General features: G+C 71.1%; 7 protein-coding genes. All 7 read right to left on the bottom strand.

Going from position 1 to position 20,587, the window contains the following annotated elements; all coding sequences use genetic code 11:
• A partial coding sequence (locus tag AB0G74_RS27090; RefSeq protein ID WP_361151131.1) for an SDR family NAD(P)-dependent oxidoreductase occupies window positions 1-10,262 on the bottom strand: 10,262 nt, incomplete at its 3' end.
• 39 nt (window positions 10,263-10,301) lie between these two features.
• Window positions 10,302-13,427 (bottom strand): type I polyketide synthase, encoded by a 3,126-nt coding sequence (locus AB0G74_RS27085; RefSeq protein ID WP_361151128.1) that lies wholly within the window; start codon window positions 13,425-13,427, stop codon window positions 10,302-10,304.
• Window positions 13,428-13,486: 59 nt separating this feature from the next.
• Entirely contained in the window at window positions 13,487-14,224 is a 738-nt protein-coding gene (locus AB0G74_RS27080; protein ID WP_361151125.1) for a thioesterase domain-containing protein, read from the bottom strand.
• Window positions 14,221-15,468: a cytochrome P450 gene (locus AB0G74_RS27075; protein ID WP_361151123.1), complete on the bottom strand. Its 1,248-nt coding sequence runs from the start codon at window positions 15,466-15,468 to the stop codon at window positions 14,221-14,223. Before AB0G74_RS27075 ends, AB0G74_RS27080 begins: the two co-directional genes overlap by 4 nt.
• Window positions 15,465-15,695: a phosphopantetheine-binding protein gene (locus tag AB0G74_RS27070; RefSeq protein WP_361151120.1), complete on the bottom strand. Its 231-nt coding sequence runs from the start codon at window positions 15,693-15,695 to the stop codon at window positions 15,465-15,467. Before AB0G74_RS27070 ends, AB0G74_RS27075 begins: the two co-directional genes overlap by 4 nt.
• 268 nt (window positions 15,696-15,963) lie before the next feature.
• Window positions 15,964-16,698 (bottom strand): alpha/beta fold hydrolase, encoded by a 735-nt coding sequence (locus AB0G74_RS27065; RefSeq protein ID WP_361151117.1) that lies wholly within the window; start codon window positions 16,696-16,698, stop codon window positions 15,964-15,966.
• Window positions 16,695-20,582, bottom strand: a complete 3,888-nt coding sequence (locus AB0G74_RS27060; RefSeq protein WP_361151114.1) for an amino acid adenylation domain-containing protein — start codon at window positions 20,580-20,582, stop codon at window positions 16,695-16,697. Before AB0G74_RS27060 ends, AB0G74_RS27065 begins: the two co-directional genes overlap by 4 nt.
• Between the last annotated feature and the right edge of the window lie 5 nt (window positions 20,583-20,587).

Here is a 20,587-nt window from a genome sequence, read left to right as displayed (position 1 = left end):
CCCGCATTCGCCAGCGCCTGCCGAATCACCCGCTCCTGCGAAGGCCCATTCGGCGCCGTCAACCCGTTACTCGCACCGTCCTGATTCACCGCCGACCCACGAACCACCGCCAACACCCGATGGCCGTTTCGCCGCGCGTCCGAAAGCCGCTCCAGCAGCAGAACGCCGGCGCCTTCACCCCAGCCGGTGCCGTCGGCGGCGGCGGCGAACGCCTTGACCCGGCCATCGGGGGCGAGGCCGCGCTGTCGGCTGAACTCGGTGAAGACCCCCGGGCTCGCGATCACCGACACTCCTCCGGCGACCGCGAGGGTGCACTCCCCCTGGCGCAGTGAATGCACCGCTTGGTGGAGCGCCACCAGGGACGACGAGCAGGCCGTGTCGATGGTGATCGCCGGGCCTTCGAGTCCGAGGAAGTAGGCCAGTCGGCCGGAGATCACACTGGTCATCTTGCCGGTCATCAGCAGGCCGTCCATACCTTCGGGGGCCTGGTGCAGTGGTGTGCCGTATTCGAGCGATACGGCGCCGACGAAGACGCCGGTCCGGCTGCCGCGTAGCCCGCCCGGATCGATACCCGCACGCTCGACGGCCTCCCACGCGGTTTCCAGCAGCAGCCGCTGCTGGGGGTCCATCGCCGTCGCCTCGCGCGGGCTGATTCCGAAGAATCCCGCGTCGAACCCGGCCGCATCCGCCAGAAACCCACCCTTGGTGACATACGACGTACCGGGCCGGTCCGGATCGGGGTCGTACAGCCCCTCCACATCCCAACCACGATCCGTGGGGAACTCCGAAAGTGCTTCGGTCCCGGACGCCACCAGGTCCCACAGTTCTTCCGGGGATCCGACGCCTCCCGGTAGTCGGCAGCCCATTCCCACCACGGCGATCGGCTCGTCCCATGCCGTGCCCGCGACCACGGGTTCGGCACCGGCATCGGCCGCGTCGCCGAGCAGTTCACCGCGCAAGTAGCGCGCCAGCACCACCGGTGTCGGGTGGTCGAAAACCGCCGTGGCGGGGAGCCTCAGGCCGACGGCCTCCGTCAAGCGGTTGCGCAGGACGATCGAGGACTGCGAGTCGAAGCCGAGTTCCCGGAAGGTGCTCTCGGGTCGTACCGCCGACGCTCCGGTGTGCCCCAGTACGGCGCCGGCGTGAGCACGTACGACCTCCAGCAGCTCACGCTCCGCGTCGATCGGGGATTTCCCGGCGAACCGCTGCCCGGCTGTCGATCCGGCGGCGGTACGCCGGGTGATACGAGGACGGGCCGTGATCTCCGACTCTGCGGGCGGGGTGTCCGCCGTGGTCGGTTGCGCGGGGTCGGCGGGGCGTAGGGCCAGGTTGTCCACGGAGGCGATGGGGGCGCCTTCGGTGTCGGCCAGCTCCAGGGCGAACGAGGACCGGCCCGTCGGCGTCAGCCGTACCCGGGCGTGTACGGCTCCCGTCGCGTACAGCCGCACACCCGACCAGACGAACGGCAGCCCCGACGAAACGCCACCGGCGTGCATCGCCGCGTCCAGCAGCACCGGATGCAGACCGAACCCGGCCACCTCCCCCTGCCGCTCCTCCGACAGCACCACCTCGGCAAAGGTCTCCTCACCCCGCCGCCAAACCCCCCGCACACCCTGGAACCCAGGCCCGTACTGATACCCGTCGACCTCCATGGGCACTGCCCCGGTCGGAGGCCAGATCCGCGCGTCCCACGACGGCATGGACACCGAGCCGTCCGGGGTGAGTGTGCCCGTGGCGTGTCGGGTCCACGGCGCGCCGGTCTCCTCACCGTCAGGTCGGGAGTGCACGCCGACCGTGCGCCGCCCAGTGTCATCGGACTCCCCCACCTCCACCCGCAACCGCACCCCTGCCCGGTCGGGCAGAACCAGCGGCTCCTCCAGCCTCAGCTCCTCGACACCGTCGACACCCACCTCGTCCCCGGCCCGCAGCACCATCTCCACCAACACCGCGCCCGGCACCACAGGATCGGACAGCCAACCGACCGACGCCGACGACAACCGGCCCGTCAGCACCACCGCGTCCGCGCCGGCCAGCTCGACCACCGCACCCAACAACGGATGCCCCAGCACCTCCTGACCCAACGCACCCGCATCTCCCGCGCCACCCGATGACTCCAACCAGAACCGCTCACGCTGGAAGGGATAGGTGGGGAGGTCGAGGTGTGCGGACCGATCCGTCGGATAGAACACCGACCAGTCGGCGGCGGTCTGGAGATGAGTGGTGGCGAGGGACGTAAGAACCCGCTGCCAGGTGTCGTCGTCGCGACGAAGGGTGCCGGTGACGGTTACTCGAACAGTGCCCGCGTGGTCCTCGGCGGTCTCCTGAACCGGATACGTCAGCACCGGATGCGGACTCGCCTCGACGAACAGGGTGTGGCCGTCGTCCAGCAGAGCCTTCGTCGCAGCCTCGAAGTCGACGGTCGTGGCCAGATTGTCGTACCAGTACCCGGCATTCATCACCGTGGTGTCCGGCATCGGACCACCGGTATGACCGGCGACGGAGGAGTAGAACGCGACAGAGCCAGGCCGGGGCTGAATCGGGGCAAGCAGCTCCAGCAAGCGATCCTTGAGTGCTTCCATGTGGAGGGTGTGGGAGGCGTAGTCCACCGGGATCCTCCGCGCCCGGATCTGCACGTCCTCGCAGTGCGCCAGGAGTTCCGCCAAGGCGTCGGCATCGCCTGCGACCACGGTCGACAGCGGACTGTTCACCGCCGCTACGAAAACCTGACCAGCCCACCGTTCGATCAGAGCCGAGGCATCCGACCGGGGCAGCGGCAGGGAGACCATTCCACCGGATCCGGCCATCGCCGCGATGGTCTGTGACCGCAGTGCGACCACCCGCGCGGAATCCTCCAGAGACAGCACACCCGCGATATGAGCCGCCGCGATCTCCCCCTGGGAGTGACCCACCACCGCGTCCGGGACGATGCCCAGGTGCTCCCAGAGCCGGGCCAGCGACACCATCACCGCCCACAGAGCAGGCTGAACCACGTCCACCCGATCCAGCCCCGGAACACCCTCCACACCCCGAAGAACATCCACCACATCCCAACCCGTAAAGGGTTCAAGAGCCGCCGCACAAGCCTCCAGATGCTCGGCGAAGGCGGGCGAGGACTCCAGCAATCCCAGACCCATACCGATCCACTGCGCCCCCTGCCCGGGAAAGACGAAGACCGTACGACCCGCCTCGCCAGAAGCCACACCGGAAACCAACCGCCCAGAGGGCTCACCGGCCGCCAACGCCGCCAGTCCGTCCCGATAATCAGACTGATCCCGGCCAATGACTACAGCCCGATGGTCGAACACCGCCCGACTCGTCGCCAGAGCGTGCCCCACCTCGACAGACGTCACCCCAGGACGACGATCCAGATGATCGAGGAGCCGACGGGCCTGCTCACGCAACGCCCCCTCCGACCTCGCCGACACCACCCACGGCAACACCCCACCCGCCACCACCACAGGCTCGGAACCCTCACCCCCCTCCACAACCTCCGGCGCCTGCTCCACAATCAAATGCGCGTTCGTCCCGCTGATACCGAAGGCGGAGATCGCGGCTCTGCGCGGACGGTCGGCATCCGGCCATGCGCGCTGCTCCGTCAGTAGCCTGACTCCACCCGTCGACCAGTCGACATGCGGTGTCGGCTCGTCCACATGCAAGGTCTTCGGCAGTACGCCGTGCCGGATCGCCAGCACCATTTTGATCACACCGGCCAGCCCGGAGGCCGCCATGGTGTGGCCGATATTGGACTTCAGGGAGCCGAGCCACAACGGCCGTTCTTCAGGACGGTTCTGGCCGTAGGTCGCGAGCAACGCCTGCGCCTCGATCGGATCCCCGAGCGTCGTCCCCGTACCATGCGCCTCCACGGCATCGACCTCATCCGCCGCAAGCCCCGCATTCGCCAGCGCCTGCCGAATCACCCGCTCCTGCGAAGGCCCGTTCGGCGCCGTCAGCCCATTACTCGCACCGTCCTGATTCACCGCCGAACCACGAATCACCGCCAACACCCGATGACCGTTCCGCCGCGCGTCCGAAAGCCGCTCCAGCAGCAGAACGCCGACGCCTTCACCCCAGCCGGTGCCGTCGGCGGCGGCGGCGAACGCCTTGATCCGACCGTCCGCCGCCAGGCCGCGCTGTCGGCTGAACTCGGTGAACACACCGGGTGTGGCCATGACGGCTACTCCACCGGCTACCGCGAGGGGGCATTCGCCCTGGCGCAGTGCGTGGATCGCCTGATGGAGTGCGACCAGGGACGACGAGCAGGCCGTGTCGACCGTGATCGCCGGGCCTTCGAGCCCGAGGAAGTAGGCCAGCCGGCCGGAGATCACACCGGCCGTCTTGCCGGTCAGCAGATAGCCGTCCATTCCTTCGGGGGCCTGGTGCAGTAGTGAGCCGTACTCCTGGTTCATGGCACCGATGAACACACCGGTCCGGCTGCCGCGCAGCCCGCCCGGATCGATACCCGCACGTTCCACGGCCTCCCACGCCGTCTCCAGCAACAACCGCTGCTGCGGATCCATCGCCGTCGCCTCACGCGGACCGATCCCGAAGAACCCCGCGTCGAACCCGGCCGCATCCGCCAGGAAGCCGCCCTCCCGGACGTAGCTCTTTCCGGGCCGATCGGGATCGGGGTCGTACAGCCCCTCCAGGTCCCAGCCACGGTCCGCCGGAAAATCGGAGATCGCGTCGCCGCCCGCCGCCAGTAGTTCCCACAGGTCTTCGGGCGAGTCGATGCCTCCCGGCAGTCGGCAGCCCATTCCCACCACGGCGATCGGCTCGTCCCATGCAGTCCCCGTGACCACGGGTCCGGCATGGGCATGGACATGGGCACCGGCATCGGCCGCGTCGCCGAGCAGTTCACCCCGCAAGTACCGCGCCAGCGCCACCGGTGTCGGATAGTCGAAAACCGCCGTGGCGGGCAGTCGGCGACCGAGGGCGTCCGTGAGCCGATTCCGCAGTTCGACGGAGGCGAGGGAGTCGAAGCCCAGCTCCCGGAAGGTGCTGTCGGGCCGGACGGCCGACGGTTCGCCGTGTCCCAGTACGGCACCGGCGTGAGCGCGTACGACCTCCAGCAGCTCCCGCTCCGCGTCGGCCGGTGCCATCCCGGCGAAGCGTCGTCCGCCCGCCGTACCGGCCGCCGTTCCGGGTCCGGCCGCCGTACGCCGGGTCGTACGGGGACGTACCAGCGCGCCGAGCACGGCCGGTACCGGTGCGCCGCCGTCCCGGGCCGACCGGGCGGCTTCCAGCCCGGCGGGTACCAGCGTCGGCTCGTCGCGGGCGAGTGCCGAATCGAACAGGGCGAGCCCTCGCTCCGGCGTCAGCGGCACCAGGCCCGTCCGGGCCATTCGGGCCAGGTCCGCCCGGTCGAGATCGCCCGTGAGTCCGCTCCGCGGCTCCCACAGGCCCCAGGCCAGGGAGACGGCCGGGAGTCCGCGCGCCCGGCGGTGTTCGGCGAGGGCGTCGAGGAAGACGTTGGCCGCCGCGTAGTTGCCCTGTCCGGCGCCGCCGAGCGCGCCCATGACTGAGGAGAACATCACGAACGCCGACAGTTCCCGGCCCTTGGTGAGCCGGTGCAGATGCCAGGCCGCGTCCGCCTTGGGCCGTAGGACCGAGTCGAGGCGGTCCGGGGTCAGGTCGGTGAACAGACCGTCGTCGAGTACGCCCGCGGCGTGGACGACGGCGGTCAGGGGATGCCCGGCGGGGATCCCGTCCAGTACGGCGGCGAGCGCGACGGGGTCGGCGACATCGCAGGTCACGACCGTGGCCGTCGCTCCGAGCGCGGTCAGTTCGGTGACGAGTTCGGGTGCCCCGTCGGCGTCCGGCCCGCGTCGGCCGGCCAGCAGCAGATGCCGTGTCCCGTACGTGGTCACGAGATGGCGGGCCAGCAGTCCGCCGAGCGTGCCGGTGCCACCGGTGATCAGTACGGTGCCCTCCGGATCGCCCAGTGGTGACCTGGTGGTCGTGGTCTTCCCGGCGCCCCGGTCCTCCGCGGGACCGGCGGCCCGGGTGAGCCTCGGCACCAGAATCCCGCCCGCGCGCACCGCGAGCTGCGGTTCGCCGAGGGTCAGCGCCGACGGCAGGGTACTGAGGGATGACTCGTCCGCGTCGATGTCCACGAGGACGATCCGGTCGGGGTTCTCCGTCTGCGCCGAGCGGAGCAGCCCCCATACCGCCGCCAGGGCGAGATCGGGATCCGTCGTGCTCCCGGCGGACATCGCGCCCCTGGTGACCACCGCGAGCCGTAGCCCGGTGAATCGCTCGTCGGCCAGCCAGGACCGCACCAGGAGCAGCGCCTCGGTCAACGCGGCCCGTACGGCGACGGGGTCACCGCTCGAAATGTGCTCGGTGGGCCGGGGGCAGAACAGGGCCAGCTCGGGGCGCCTGCCGGAGGCGGATTCCGGGGCGCTGGTGGCGAGGGCGGCGGCGAGCGCGGACAGATCGGCGTATCGCGTCGTCCGGTCGGCGTCCACGGCGGCGGCGAGTCCGAAAGTATCATCGCCGACCAGCGCCCATGGGCCGGACGTACCTCCGTCGGACTCCTGAGCCGTATGCCGGACCCATTCCAACCGGTACAGGGCGTCATGGTGTCCGCCCGGTGTACCGGTGAGCCGCGCGGGGTCGGCGGGGCGTAGGGCCAGGTTGTCCACGGAGGCGATGGGGGCGCCTTCGGTGTCGGCCAGCTCCAGGGCGAACGAGGACCGGCCCGTCGGCGTCAGCCGTACCCGGGCGTGCACGGCTCCCGTCGCGTACAGCCGCACACCCGACCAGACGAACGGCAGCCCCAGCGAACCGCCACCCGAACCCGAATCCTGGCTCGGGATCAGCCCGGCGTGCATCGCCGCGTCCAGCAGCACCGGATGCAGACCGAACCCCGCCACCTCCCCCTGCCGCTCCTCCGACAGCACCACCTCGGCGAACACCTCGTTCCCGCGCCGCCAAACCCCCCGCACACCCTGGAACTCCGGCCCGTACTCATACCCCTCGTCCGCCAGGGACGCGTACAACTCCTCGGCGTCGGCCGGGACCGCTCCGGACGGGGGCCAGGCCGCCGGACGTGCCCATGCCGCGTCATCCGGTCCGGTGGGTATCCGGGCGGTCAAGGTGCCGGTGGCGTGTCGGGTCCACGGCGCGCCGGTCTCCTCACCCTCGGGCCGGGAGTGCACGCCGACCGGGCGGCGCCCGGTGTCATCGGACTCCCCCACCTCCACCCGCAACCGCACCCCCGCGCCGCCGGAGAGAATCAGCGGCTCCTCAAGCGTCAACTCCTCGACACCGTCGACACCCGCCTCGTCCCCGGCCCGCAGCACCATCTCCACCAACACCGCGCCCGGCAACACCACGGCACCGGTCACCACATGATCGGAAAGCCATGCCTGCGACGCCGACGACAACCGGCCCGTCAGCACCACCGCGTCCGCGCCGGCCAGCTCGACCACCGCACCCAACAACGGATGCCCCAGCACCCCCTGACCCACCACACCCGCATCTCCCGCCCCACCCGACCACTCCAACCAGAACCGCTCACGCTGGAAGGGGTAGGTGGGGAGGTCGACGGCTCCCGTGGCGGGGGCGTAGAAACGGGTCCAGTCGATGGCGGTACGGGTGTGGGCGGTGGCGAGGGATGTGAGGACGCGCTGCCAGGTGTCGTCGTCCCGACGAAGGGTGCCGGTCACGGTGACGCCAGCCGTATCGGCGTGTTGTTCGGCAGTCTCCTGGACCGGATACGTCAGCACCGGATGCGGACTCGCCTCGACGAACAGGGCGTGGCCGTCGTCCAGCAAAGCCTTCGTCGCAGCCTCGAAATCAACAGTCGTGGCCAGATTGTCGTACCAATACCCGGCATTCATCACCGTGGTGTCCGGCATCGGACCACCGGTATGACCGGCGACGGAGGAATAGAACGCGACAGAGCCAGGCCGGGGCTGAATCGGGGAAAGCAGCTCCAGCAACCGATGCTTGAGGGTTGCCATGTGGGGGGTGTGTGAGGCGTAGTCCACCGGGATCCTCCGCGCGCGGATCTGCACGTCCTCGCAGTGCGTCAGCAACTCTTCTACGGCATCGATATCACCGGCGACCACCGTGGCGGTGGGTCCGTTGACCGTGGCGACAGTAAGCCGTCCGTTCCATCGTTCGATCAGAACCGAGGCATCCGAACTGGACAAGGGCAGGGAAACCATCCCGCCCGGTCCCGCGAGAGCCGCGATCGTCTGCGACCGCAGCGCCACCACCCGCGCCGAGTCCTCAAGAGACAGCACCCCCGCGATATGCGCGGCAGCGATCTCCCCCTGGGAGTGACCCACCACCGCATCCGGGACGACGCCCAAGTGCTCCCACAACCGCGCCAGCGACACCATCACCGCCCACAACGCAGGCTGAACCACCTCCACCCGATCCAGCCCCGGAACACCCTCCACACCCCGAAGAACATCCACCACATCCCAACCCGTAAACGGCTCAAGAACCGCCGCACAAGCCCCCAGATGCTCGGCGAAAACAGGCGAGGAATCCAACAACCCCACGCCCATACCGATCCACTGCGCCCCCTGCCCGGGAAAGACGAAAGCCGTACGACCCGAGCCCCCGGGCGCGACGCCCGACACCACCCCGCTCGAAGGTTCGCCGATCGCCAACGCGGCTAGTCCTGCCCTCAGTTCCACCGGCTCTCGGCCGATGACCACGGCCCGATGGTCGAACACCGCCCGACTCGTCGCCAGAGCGTGCCCCACCTCGACAGACGTCACCCCAGGACGACGATCCACATAATCAAGCAACCGACGGGCCTGCTCACGCAACGCCCCCTCCGAACGCGCCGACACCACCCACGGCAACACCCCACCCGCCACCACCACAGGCTCGGAACCCTCACCCTCCTCCACGACCTCCGGCGCCTGCTCCACAATCAAATGCGCGTTCGTACCGCTCACACCGAACGACGACACACCCGCCCGCCGTGGACGATCCACCTCCGGCCAGGACCGCGTCTCGGTCAACAACTCCACCGAACCCGCCGACCAGTCCACGAACGACGACGGCTCGTCCACATGCAACGTCCTCGGCAACACCCCGTACCGCATCGCCATCACCATCTTGATGACCCCACCCACACCCGCCGCCGCCTGAGCATGACCGATATTCGACTTCAACGACCCGAGCCACAACGGCCGCCCCTCCGAACGGCCCTGGCCATACGTCGCGAGCAACGCCTGCGCCTCGATCGGATCGCCCAGCGCCGTCCCCGTACCATGCGCCTCGACCACATCGACGTCCTGCGGTACGAGCCCCGCACTGCTCAGTGCCCGGCGTATGACCTCTTCCTGGGAGAGACCGTTGGGGGCGGTCAGGCCATTGCTGGCGCCGTCCTGATTCACCGCCGACCCACGAATCACCGCCAACACCCGGTGACCGTTTCGCCGCGCGTCGGAAAGCCGCTCCAGCAACAGCAGCCCCACACCCTCCGCCCACGCCGTTCCGTCGGCGGCCTCCGCGAACGCCTTGCACCGGCCGTCCCCCGCGAGGCCCCGCTGTCGGCTGAACTCCACGAACATGCCCGGTGTGGCCATCACGGCGGCACCGCCCGCCAGAGCCAGATCGCATTCGCCGTCGCGGAGCGCCCTGGTCGCCATATGCGTCGCGACCAGGGAGGACGAGCAGGCGGTGTCGACCGTCACGGCGGGGCCCTGGAGTCCGAGGGCGTACGAGACCCGGCCGGAGGCGACGCTCGCGGTCTGGCCGGTGAGCCGATAGCCGTCGTATCCGGCGGCACCGTCGTGCAGCGGGGGACCGTAGTCCTGGGTCATCGCGCCGACGAAGACACCGGTGCGGCTGCCGCGCAGCCCGCCCGGATCGATACCCGCACGCTCCACGGCCTCCCACGCCGTCTCCAGCAGCAACCGCTGCTGGGGGTCCATCGCCGTCGCCTCGCGCGGACCGATCCCGAAGAACCCCGCGTCGAACCCGGCCGCATCCGCCAGGAACCCGCCCTTGGTGACGTACGACGTACCGGGCCGGTCCGGATCGGGGTCGTACAGGCCCTCCACATCCCAACCACGATCCGCGGGGAAGTCGGTGATGGCGTCGGTGCCCCGCTCCACGAGGCGCCACAGGTCCTCCGGGGTGCGGACGTCGCCCGGGTAGCGGCAGGACATGCCGACGATCGCGATGGGCTCGCGGGCGGACTCCTCCAGTTCGCGCACCCTTCCGCGCAGGGCCTGCGCGTCGTCGACGGCGCGGCGCAAGTAGGACCGGAGCTTGTCGACGTCCTCCACCAGGGCCTCCCCAACAGTTGCTCGGACGAACGAATGGCGCTACACGTATCCGCGGTCGATCAATTCGTACAATTCATCGTCACTCCGGCTTTCCTTGCCCGGTTCGGAGTCCTGGTCGGGCGGTAGATCCGGGCCTTCCGGCGCGAGCAGGGAGAACAGGTGCCGGCCGAGGGCGCGCGGTGTGGGGTGGGTGAAGGCGACGGTGGCCGGGAGCCGTACGCCCGCGGTGGCCGTGAGCCGGTTGCGGAGCCGTACGGCCATCGAGGAGTCGAAGCCCAGGTCCTTGAAGGTCTCGGCCGACCGGGCGGCGAGATCGGCGCCGGTCAGCCGGGTGTCCTCGGTGCTCAGCACCGCCGCCGCCTCGGCGCAGACGAGATCGAGGGCCGCCGTCTCCGAACGCGGCTCCGCCACCCCGGCACCCGCACCCGCACCGGCCCCGCCACGGTCGGCGCTGTCGGTGGCATCGGTGGCATCGGGCGCCGTCAGCCAGTACCGCTCCCGCTGGAACGCGTAGGTCGGCAGGTCGATCCGGCGCGGGTGCCCGGCGGCGTAGACCGCGTCCCAGTTCACGGGTACGCCCCGGACATGGAGTTCGGCGAGCGATGTGATGATCCGGCCGAAGCCGCCGTCATTCCTGTGCAGGGTGCCCGCGATCAGCGGCGTCGCGTCGAGCGCGTCGGCCGTCTCCGCCATCGCCACCGTGAGCACAGGATGCGGGCTGACCTCGACGAACACACCGCCGCGGGCTCGCATCAGCCGTTCGACGACTTCACCGAAGCGTACGGTCGCCCGCAGATTGTCATACCAGTACGGGCCGTCGAGCCGGTCCGTGTCCAGTGGCCCGCCGGTGACCGTGGAGTGGAACTCGACCGCCACGCGTCGCGGTGTCACCCCGTCGGCCGCCTCGATCACCCGGTCCCTGATGCGTTCGACCTGGTGGGAGTGGGAGGCGTAGTCGATCCTGACCCGGCGGGCCCGGATCCCGGCATCGGCCGCCTGCGCCGCGAACCCGGTCAGCGCCTCCGGGTCCCCAGCGATCACCACGGAGCCCGGTCCGTTGACCGCGGCCACGGAGAGCCGGTCCGGCCACTCGCCCAGGCGGCCCTCGACCCATGCCAGGGGCGCGGAGACCGCGGTCAGCCCGCCCAGACCGGCGAGTTCGGTCAGTGCGCGGCTGCGGAGGGCGACGATCCGCGCCGCGTCGTCGAGGGGGATGGCGCCCACCGCGCAGGCGGCGGCGATCTCGCCCTGCGAATGGCCCACCACGGCGTCGGGGACGACTCCCAGGGACCGCCAGACCCGGGCCAGGGAGACCATCATCGCGAAGAGAGCGGGCTGGACCACGGCGTCCCCGTCGTCCAGGGACGGTGCCGACGGCGCGCCGGTCAGCAGGTCCAGGAGTGACCAGTCCAGCCAGGGGGCGAGGGCCCGCGCGCAGTCGTCCATGCTCCGGGCGAAGACGTCCGACTCCTCGTAGAGCCGACGGCCCATGGCGGGCCACTGCGAGCCCTGGCCGGGGAAGACGAAGACGACCGGGCCCGCCGGTTCCCCGGCGGATCCCCGGATCACCCCGGTCGTGTTCTCGCCCGCCGCGATCGCGTCGAGGCCGGCCAGGGCTGCCGTCCGGTCGCCGCCCGGCAGGACCGCCCGGTGTTCGAAGAGGGTCCGTGTCACCGCCAGGGAGTGCCCGATATCGGCCGCGGACAGCGACGGGTCATCGGCCACGCGTTCGCGCAGTCGGGCCGCCTGGGCCCGCAGGGCGGACTCCGACCGGGCCGACAGAACCCAGGGCAGGGCATCGGTCCGGACCACGGTGGCCTGGCCGTCCGCCTCGCCGTCCGCTTCGCCGTCCGCCTTCCCGGACCGGCTGTCGGGTGCCGCTTCGAGGACCACATGGGCGTTGGTGCCGCCCATGCCGAACGCCGACACTCCGGCTCGCCGGGGCCTTCCGGGAGCGTCGGGCCAGGGCCGGGCGGTACGCGGGACCTCGAAGTCCCGTTCGAAGTCGGTGACGGCGGGGTTCGGTGTCCGGAAGTTCAGGCTGGGGACCAGCCGGGCGCGGTCGAGACAGAGCGCCGCCTTCACCAGTCCGGCGATTCCGGCGGCGGGCTCCAGGTGTCCGATGTTCGTCTTGACCGAGCCGATCACCAGGGGGCGAGTCCGGCCGGTCGCCCGGAACACCTCGCGCAGGCCGGAGAGTTCCGCCGGGTCGCCGAGCCGGGTGCCGGTGCCGTGGGCCTCGATGTAGTCGATGTCCCCGAACGGGACAGCCGCGTGTTCGAGGGCGGCCCGTACGGTCGCCGCCTGCGCTCCGGGGCTGGGGTCCGGCGGCCGGGAGGTGGCTCCGCCGCTGCCGACGCTCCAGCCCCGGATCACGGCGTAGACGCGGTCGCCGTCGGCGACGGCCCGATCGAGCCGCTTGAGCAGGGTGAACGCGCCGCCCTCGCCCCGGACGAAGCCGGCGGCCCGGGCGTCGAAGGTGTGGCAGCGGCCGTCGGGTGACAGGGCGCCGAGGTTCGCCATACCGAGGCCCGCCGCCGGGTCCGTGATCAGACGCACTCCGCCCGCGAGCGCCGTCTCGACCGCGCCGCCCCGGATCCGGTCGCAGGCCAGTGCCAGCGCCACCAGCGACGAGGACTGGCCCGAGTCGGCGCAGAGGCTCATGCCCCGCAGGTCGAACAGATGGGAGATCCGGTTGGCGATCAGCGTGCCGCCGGAGCCCAGCGCCGCGTAGTGGTCGTCCCGGTCGCTGCCGGACGCGCCGCGCAGCAGTGCGTAGCCGGAGGGCTCGGCGCCGACCACGACGTCGATCCGGCGGCCCGCGATGGCGGTGGCCGGGATCCGGGCGTCCTCCACGGCCTCCCAGGCGAGTTCCAGGCCCAGTCGCTGGACGGGGTCCATGGCGGCGGCTTCCGCCGGTCCCGTGTCGAAGAACGCGGCGTCGAAGCCGTCGACGGTGTCGAAGAAGGAGCCGTGGCGCACGGTCGCGGCGTCCGGGTGCGGCGGGCGGGACGGCCCGCCCGGCGGGGTGGCCCGTCGCTCGGGGAACGTGCCGACGGTCGAGCGTCCTTCGAGCAGCAGACGCCAGTACGCCGCCAGGTCGGGTACGCCGGGGAAGCGGCACGACATGCCGATCACGGCGATATCGGTGGCTGCGCCACTCATCTTTCTCCCTTCCGGTTCCGTCGGTGTCCATGGGTCGGGCGCGCGGGGCGTCGGTGCCCTCACCGCCACGAGCCGAGGAGTCTCAGCAGTTCGCCCGGCGCGTTCACGAAGCCATGGGGCCGGCCGTCGATGACGTGGAACTCGACGGAGTCGGCGTACCGGCGCCATCCCTGGAGCCGGTCGAGGCCGAGATCTGGGTCGTCACGCCAGTGCAGTACGACGATCGGACAGCCCGCGGGGACCGGTTCGGGCCGCCGGTAGGCGCGGGCGGCGGCGAGATCGCGGCGGAGTACGGACATCCCCAGCTCGATCATGTCCGGCCGGGGTGCGATGCCCCGGCCGCGGACGACCGACTCCAGTTCGGCCCGGAGTTCGTCGTCCGTCATGGTGAGCATCCGGTCGTACGACGCGTCGTGGGGTGCGGCCTGGCCCGAGACGAAGAGGCGCTCCGGCCGGGGCAGGCCCCGTTCGGTGAGCCGGACCGCGGTCTCGTAGGCGGGCAGGGCGCCCGCGCAGTGGCCGAAGAGGGCGAAGGGCCGGTCGAGCCGGGGGGTGAGTGGTCCGGTCAGTTCGGCGGCCAGGTTCTCGTAGGTTCCGTAGTGGGGTTCCGCGAGCCGGTTCTCCCGGCCGGGGAACTGGATCGGGCAGACCTCGGCGTCGGCGACGGCGGCGGGCCAGGCGCTGAAGGCGGAGGCGCCGGATCCGGCGTAGGGGAAGCAGAAGAGGCGGGCCGGGTGGCCGGTGGGGCGGGGCCGGAGGAACCACGGCGACGGCGGGTCGGGGGTGTCGGTGGTCATGGTGCGGCGCGTTTCCGGGCGACGACGGGGAGATGGGTCATTCCGGCGATGAAGTAGGAGCGGAGATGTTCCGGTTCGCCGTCGAGTTCGATCGTGCCGGGGTGCCGGAGGAGTTCTTCGAAGAAGATCCGCAGGGTGAGCCGGGCGAGGGGTGCCCCGACGCAGTAGTGGGGCCCGAAGCCGAAGGCGATCTGGGCCTTGGCGTTCCGGGTGAGGTCGAAGGTGTGGGGGTCGGGAAACCGGGTGGCGTCGCGGTTGGCCGAGCCGATCCAGGCGACGACGGCGGCCCGGGCGGGGATCGTGCCGCCGCCGATCGGGGTGTCGTGTACGGCGTACCGCATGAAGTTGCAGGCGGCCGAGGTCCAGCGCAGCCCCTCTTCGACCAGGTTGGGGACGAGTGACGGGTCGGCTCTGGCCCTGGCGAACTGGTCGGGCCGCTCGACGAGGGCGAGTACCGTGCCGGAGACGGTGTGCGGGGTCGTCACATTGGCGCCCAGCAGGATGCTGTAGCCGTCGAGGGCGATCTCCTCGTCGGTGAGCGGCGCGTCGCCCGCGTGTACGGTCATCAGCCGGTCGAGCAGGCTGCCGTCGGCGCCGCCTTCGGCCCGGCGTCGTTTGACCCGCTCGGTGACGTAGGTGACCAGTTCGTGGTGGGAGATGGCGAGGGTGGCGGCCTCACCGCCCAGCCGGAAGTGCGGGTCGGACGGTGCGGTCACCATCGCGGTCAGCCGGACGAGTTCGTCCCAGTCCCGTTCCGGGATGCCCAGGATGGGGCCGGTGACGATCGCCGGGAGGCGGAGTGCCTGTTCGGCGAGGTCGAAGGGTTCTCCGTCGAGGGCGGGGGCGAGGAAGCGGACGACGGTCCGCCGGATCCGCTCCTCCCAGGGGGCGACGGCCCGGGCGGTGAGATGGCGGCCGATAGCCCGGCGGACCTGGGTGTGCCGGGGCGGGTCGGTGGAGGTCATCAGCCGGCCCGCCGCGACGTCGTCCGTGCCGAGGTGGGTGACGACCGTGCCGCGTTCGGAGGTGAACTCGCGGTGGTCGCCGAGTACCCGGCAGACGTCGTCGTAGCGGGTCACCGACCAGAACTCCCGGCCGTCCGGCAGGACCTGGTGGTGCAGGGGCGCCCGGAGCCGCATGGCGTCCCAGACGGGATGGGGGTCGCCGAAGGAGTAGAGGTCCAGGTCGAACAGGTCGATCCGGTCGAGGTCGATCTCGCGGGCGGGGCCCGGGGTGAGTCTCATGTCCCGCTCCTCCCCCGCTCGACCAGGGCGGCGACCCGGGCCGGGGTCTGCGCCAGATAGAAGTCGCGCACGGACAGCTCGGCGCCGTACTCCTGGGCCACCCGCTCGATGATCTTGATTCCGATCAGTGAGTTGCCGCCGAGCGCGAAGAAGTCGTCGTCCGGGCCGACTTCCCGGTTGTCGAGGTATTCGCCCCACAGCGCCGCCATCTCCTGCGCGAGTGACATCTCCAGTCCTGTCCTTTCTCCGTCGAAACAGCAATTCCGTTCTCCGGCCGCGCGACGGACCGGGCGGGTCTTCAGTGGACCGGCGGCCGGAATGGCGCCGCCGCCGGTTCCCGAGCCGACGAGGCATATCGAAAAGGCGCTTCCGGTCTTCGTCCCGCCAACGTAAATGGGCGGGGAAAGGCGGTGCAAGAGATACCGGTACGGATCCCGTTCCCGACGGCGCTGTCCCGCTGACGGGACAGCGCCGCGACACCCAACGCCGGGGCGGTCAGCCGCGGGCGGATTCCGCCGCGATCACATCCAGCACTGCGCGGCCCCGGTCGACCAGATACATATGATCGCCCGGCAGCTCCCGATAGCGGAAGGCGGCCGTCGTCGCGTCCCGCCACTGGCGGGCCTCCTCGGCGGTCACCAGTCCGTCGGAATCGCCGCGCAGCGAGCAGATCGGAACCGGCACCGGCGCGCCGGAGTCCGGGACGTAGTTCTCGTGCATCTCACAGTCGGCCCGCAGGACGGGCAGGATCAGCTCCCGCATCTCCGGATGGTCCAGGGCCTCGTGCCGGAATCCGGCGAACTCCTCGACCCGGGCCAGGAACTCTTCGTCGGGCAGGCCGGTGGCCCGTCGCTCCCGCTGGGTCCACGGCCCCGGTGAACCGCTGACGACCAGCAGTTCGACCCGGATGCCGCGGGCGCTCAGCAGCCGCGTCAGCTCGAAGGCTAGGACCGCGCCCAGACTGTGCCCGAACAGGACGGCCCGGGCCCCTTCGCCCAGGGCCGCGGCGATCCCGGCGGCCTCGGCCCCGGCCGCCTCGGTGACCTTCCGGTACGGACTCTCCAGCATCCGCCGCTCCCGGCCGGGCAGTTCGAAGGGCACCACCCGCCACCGGTCGGCGGACCAGGCCCGCCAGGGGTGGAAGAACGAGGCGCCCGCCCCCGCGAACGGTACGCAGAGCAGGGCGGCCGGGCCGTCCGGCCGTCCGGCGGGGTCCCGCCGGCCGGTCATCCCGCCAGCTTCCGGTTGATGACCGCCATGATCTCGGCCACGGGCCCCGGCATATGGAGTTCATGGTGGACGGCGCGTACGTCGTGTACCTCGATGGTGCCGAGCACATAGGGCCGCCAAAGATGGGCGTAGGTATTCTCCTCCAGCGTGGCGTTGAAGAACAGTACATCGCCCCGGTAGACCGGCGATTCGAAGTCGGACATGATGGCGGCGTTATTGGCCAGAATTCTCGACATGGTGTCCACAAGCTGTTTCCGGTTCTCGGTTCCCATGTACTCGCCGAAGTGCTCTTCGAGTTCTTCCCGGTAGTCCGATACCTTTCTTCCGGTATGGATCTTCTTGAAGTACTCTCCGCCCGGCTGGGAGTCCAGTACGGCCACGAAGGAGATCTCACGCCCCCGGCGGTCGATGGCCTCGGCGACGGCCTGGACGACCGTTCCGCCGTAGGACCAGCCGACCAGATGGAACGGCCCCTCAGGCTGGATCTTCACCATCTCGTCGACATAGTCCTCGATCATTTCCGGCACCGAGGCGGCCAGGGCGTCCGTGCCGTTCCAGCCCCGGGACTGGAGCGCGTAGGCGGGCCGGTCCCTGACATGCAGCACAAAGCTGAAGAACGCCCAGCCGAGCCCGCCTCCCCCGTGCAGGAACCACAGCGGCTCGCGGCCCGTACCGGGGTCGTTGTTCAGCGGCAGGACGACACCGAACGGATCGGAAAGCTGCTCGGGCGTGGTGATGAGCATCAGCGCGGCCAGCTCCGCGACCGTCGGGTATTTGATGATCGTCCGCAGGGGCAGATCCAGCTCGAACTCGTCGCGGATCCGGGCGCTGAGCCGGGTGGCGAGCAGGGAGTGCCCGCCCAGTTCGAAGAAGTCGTCGTCGATGCCGACGCTCTCCACGGCGAGCAGCTCACGGAAGAGGGCGCACATCTTCTCCTCGTGGGAGTTGCGCGGCCCCCGCCCGGACCCGGCACCGGCCCCAGCCCCGGCTCCGGTCCCGGTGGCAGTCTCGTCCGCCGGGAGGGCGTCGGGGTCCAGGGCCCCGTCCGGGGTGCGCGGCAGGACCGGCAGCGGGATCAAGGCGGTCGGCAGCATGGCCTCGGGGAGGTGTTCCCGCAGATGGGCGGGGAGTCCGTCGAGCAGCGCCCCGGCCCGCACGGTGTCCGCCCCGGCGTGCGGCCCGCCATCGGATCCCGCGTCCGCCCCGGCGTCCCGCCCGGCGTCGGGCCCGGGGACGACGTAGGCCACCACGCGTCCGGCGCCGTCCCGGTCCTCCCGTACCACCGCGACCGCGTCGGCCACCCCGGGATGACCGGTCAGGGCCCGCTCGATCTCCCCCGGCTCGACCCGGCAGCCCCGGATCCGGCGCTGCCGGTCGGTCCGCCCGAGGTGTTCGAGTCGTCCCGAGGAGTCCCAGCGCACCAGGTCCCCGGTCCGGTACATCCGGCCGCCGGGCGGGCCGAAGGGGCAGGCCGGAAACCGCTCCGAGGTCGGCCCCGGCAGACCGTGGTAGCCGCGGCCCGTCCCGGCACCGGCTACGTACAGTTCGCCGGGCACCCCGCGCGGTACCGGGCGCAGCCGGGCGTCGAGCACATAGACCCGGGTATTGCCCGCCGGGGCGCCGACCGGGGTTCCGGCCCCGACCGTCAGCCGTGCCCCGGCGCACCAGCCCGCCGTTTCGGCCGGGCCGTAGACCTGGAGCACCTCGGCCGCCTGTTTGGTGAGTGTTCTGGCCTGTCCGGCCCGCGGTATCCCGTCTCCGATGACGATGCGCAGGTCCTTCGCGGCATGGGGTTCGTGGCGCAGCAGGGTCCGCCAGAAGGCGGGTGCCGACCGGACCGCGGTGATCCGGTGGCGGCGGATCAGGGCCGCCGCGGCGGCGGGGTCGGCGAGGGTGTGCCGGCCCGTCAGGACGACGGTCGCGCCGGTGAGGAGGGGGAGGAACAGCTCGGCTTCGGGGCAGTCGTGTGCCGTCGTCGTACCGAACAGCATCCGGTCGCCGGGCGCCAGGGGGAACCGGCGTGCGGCGGTGGCCAGGAGGTTCGTCACCGCGCCCCGGGTGATCACCACACCCCGCGGGGTGCCGTCGGGGCCCGGGACGTAGCTGATGTAGTGCGCGTTCCCGGGCCGGGCGGCGGTCCGGGGGGCGGTGTCCGGGCAGTGCGTGAGGTCGGCTCCGTCGAGGGTGTCGGCGTCCAGTACGTGTCCGGGGTCCGCGTCCCGGAGCAGGGCCGTGGTCCGCCGGGGCGGGCCGTCCGGGTCGAGGGGTACGGCGGTTCCCCCGGCTTTCGCCACCGCCAGGAGTGCCACCATCTGGCCGGTGGTTCCGGTCAGTGGTACGGCGACCCGGGTTTCCGCGCCGACGCCCCGGTCGGCCAGCCAGTGGGCCAGCCGGTTGGAGCGGGTGTCCAGTTCGCGGTAGGTGAGGGTGTCCTCCCCGGCGATCACGGCGATCGACTCGGGGTCCGTGCGGGCCCGGTCCCGTACGGCTTCGGCGGGGCCGTGGCCGGGGGTGGGTTCGGCGGTGTCGTTAGCGTCCTCCAGGAGCCGTCGCCGTTCGCCCGGGAGGAGGATGTCGATATCGCCGACGCGCAGTGCCGGTTCGGCGGCGATCCGGGTCAGGACCAGGACGAAGCGGGCGGCGAAGGCTTCGACGGTCTCGCGGTCGAACAGGTCGGTGGCGTACAGGATGTCGCCCCGGAGGGCGCCCGAGCCGTCGGCGGTCAGATTGAGGAAGAGATCGACCTTGGCGGCGGTCGGGGCGAGCGGTTCGACCGTCAGGGTGAGCCCGGGGAGTTCCAGTTCGGGTCTGGTGTAGTTCTGGAGTCCGAGCATCACCTGGAACAGCGGTTGGTAGGCGGTGGAGCGGACCGGGTTGATCGCCTCGACCAGGAGGTCGAACGGGACGTCCTGGTGCTCGTAGGCCGCCAGTGCCTTGTCCCTGACCCGGGCGAGGAGTTCGGTGCAGGCGAGGTCGCCGCTGAGTCCTACCCGGAGGACCTGGGTGTTGACGAAGAAGCCGACGAGGTCGGCCAGGGCTTCGTCGGTCCGCCCGGCGATGGAGCCGCCGATCGTCACGTCGTCTCCGCCGCCGAGTTGTCGCAGCAGTACGGCGAGTGCCGTGTGCAGGACCATCGAGAGGGTCGCTCCGCGTTCGTCGGCGAGTCGCTGGAGGGCGGCCGTCACCTCGGGGTCGACTTCGAGGTCGACCGTGGCGCCCCGTCCGGTGGGTGTCGTGGGCCGGGGGCGGTCCAGGGGCAGGTTCAGCGGCTGCGGCACATCGGCGAGTTCCGCGCGCCAGTAGCGGATCTGGGTCGCGGCCAGGCTCTCCGGGTCCGTGACGTCGCCCAGTACCTCGCGCTGCCACATCGTGTAGTCCTTGTACTGCACGGGCAGCGGGTCCCAGCGGGGTGCGCGGCCGTCGCGGCGGGCGGTGTAGGCGGTGGCCAGATCGCGGGCCAGTGGCGCGCCCGACGCGCCGTCGGTGGCGATGTGGTGCACGACGAGGACCAGGACGTGTTCCTCGGGCGAACAGCGGAACAGTTTCACCCTGACCGGGGGCTCGGCGGCCAGGTCGAACCGGTGGGCGACGGCCTCGGCGACCGCTGCGGCCACGTCGTCGGGCGCGATCTCGGTCAGCGGTACGTCCGGGGCGCCCTCGGCCGTCGGCAGGATCCGCTGGTGCAGTTCGCCGTCGCCGGTGGTGCCGTAGACGGTGCGCAGGATCTCGTGCCGGTCGACGACGTCGCGGATCGCCTCGGTGAGGGCGGTGTGGTCCAAGGGGCCGGTGAGCCGGAACGCGGCCGGCATGTTCCAGTTCTCCGACCCGCCCTCCAGCTGGTGCAGTAGCCACATACGGCGCTGTGCGAAAGAAAGCGGGATCATCGCCT

The organism is Streptomyces sp. NPDC020875 (genome assembly GCF_040641415.1).
Taxonomy (GTDB): Bacteria; Actinomycetota; Actinomycetes; order Streptomycetales; family Streptomycetaceae; genus Streptomyces.
The sequence above is the reverse complement of the archived record's forward strand: the minus strand, read 5'-3'. Positions and strand labels throughout refer to the sequence as shown.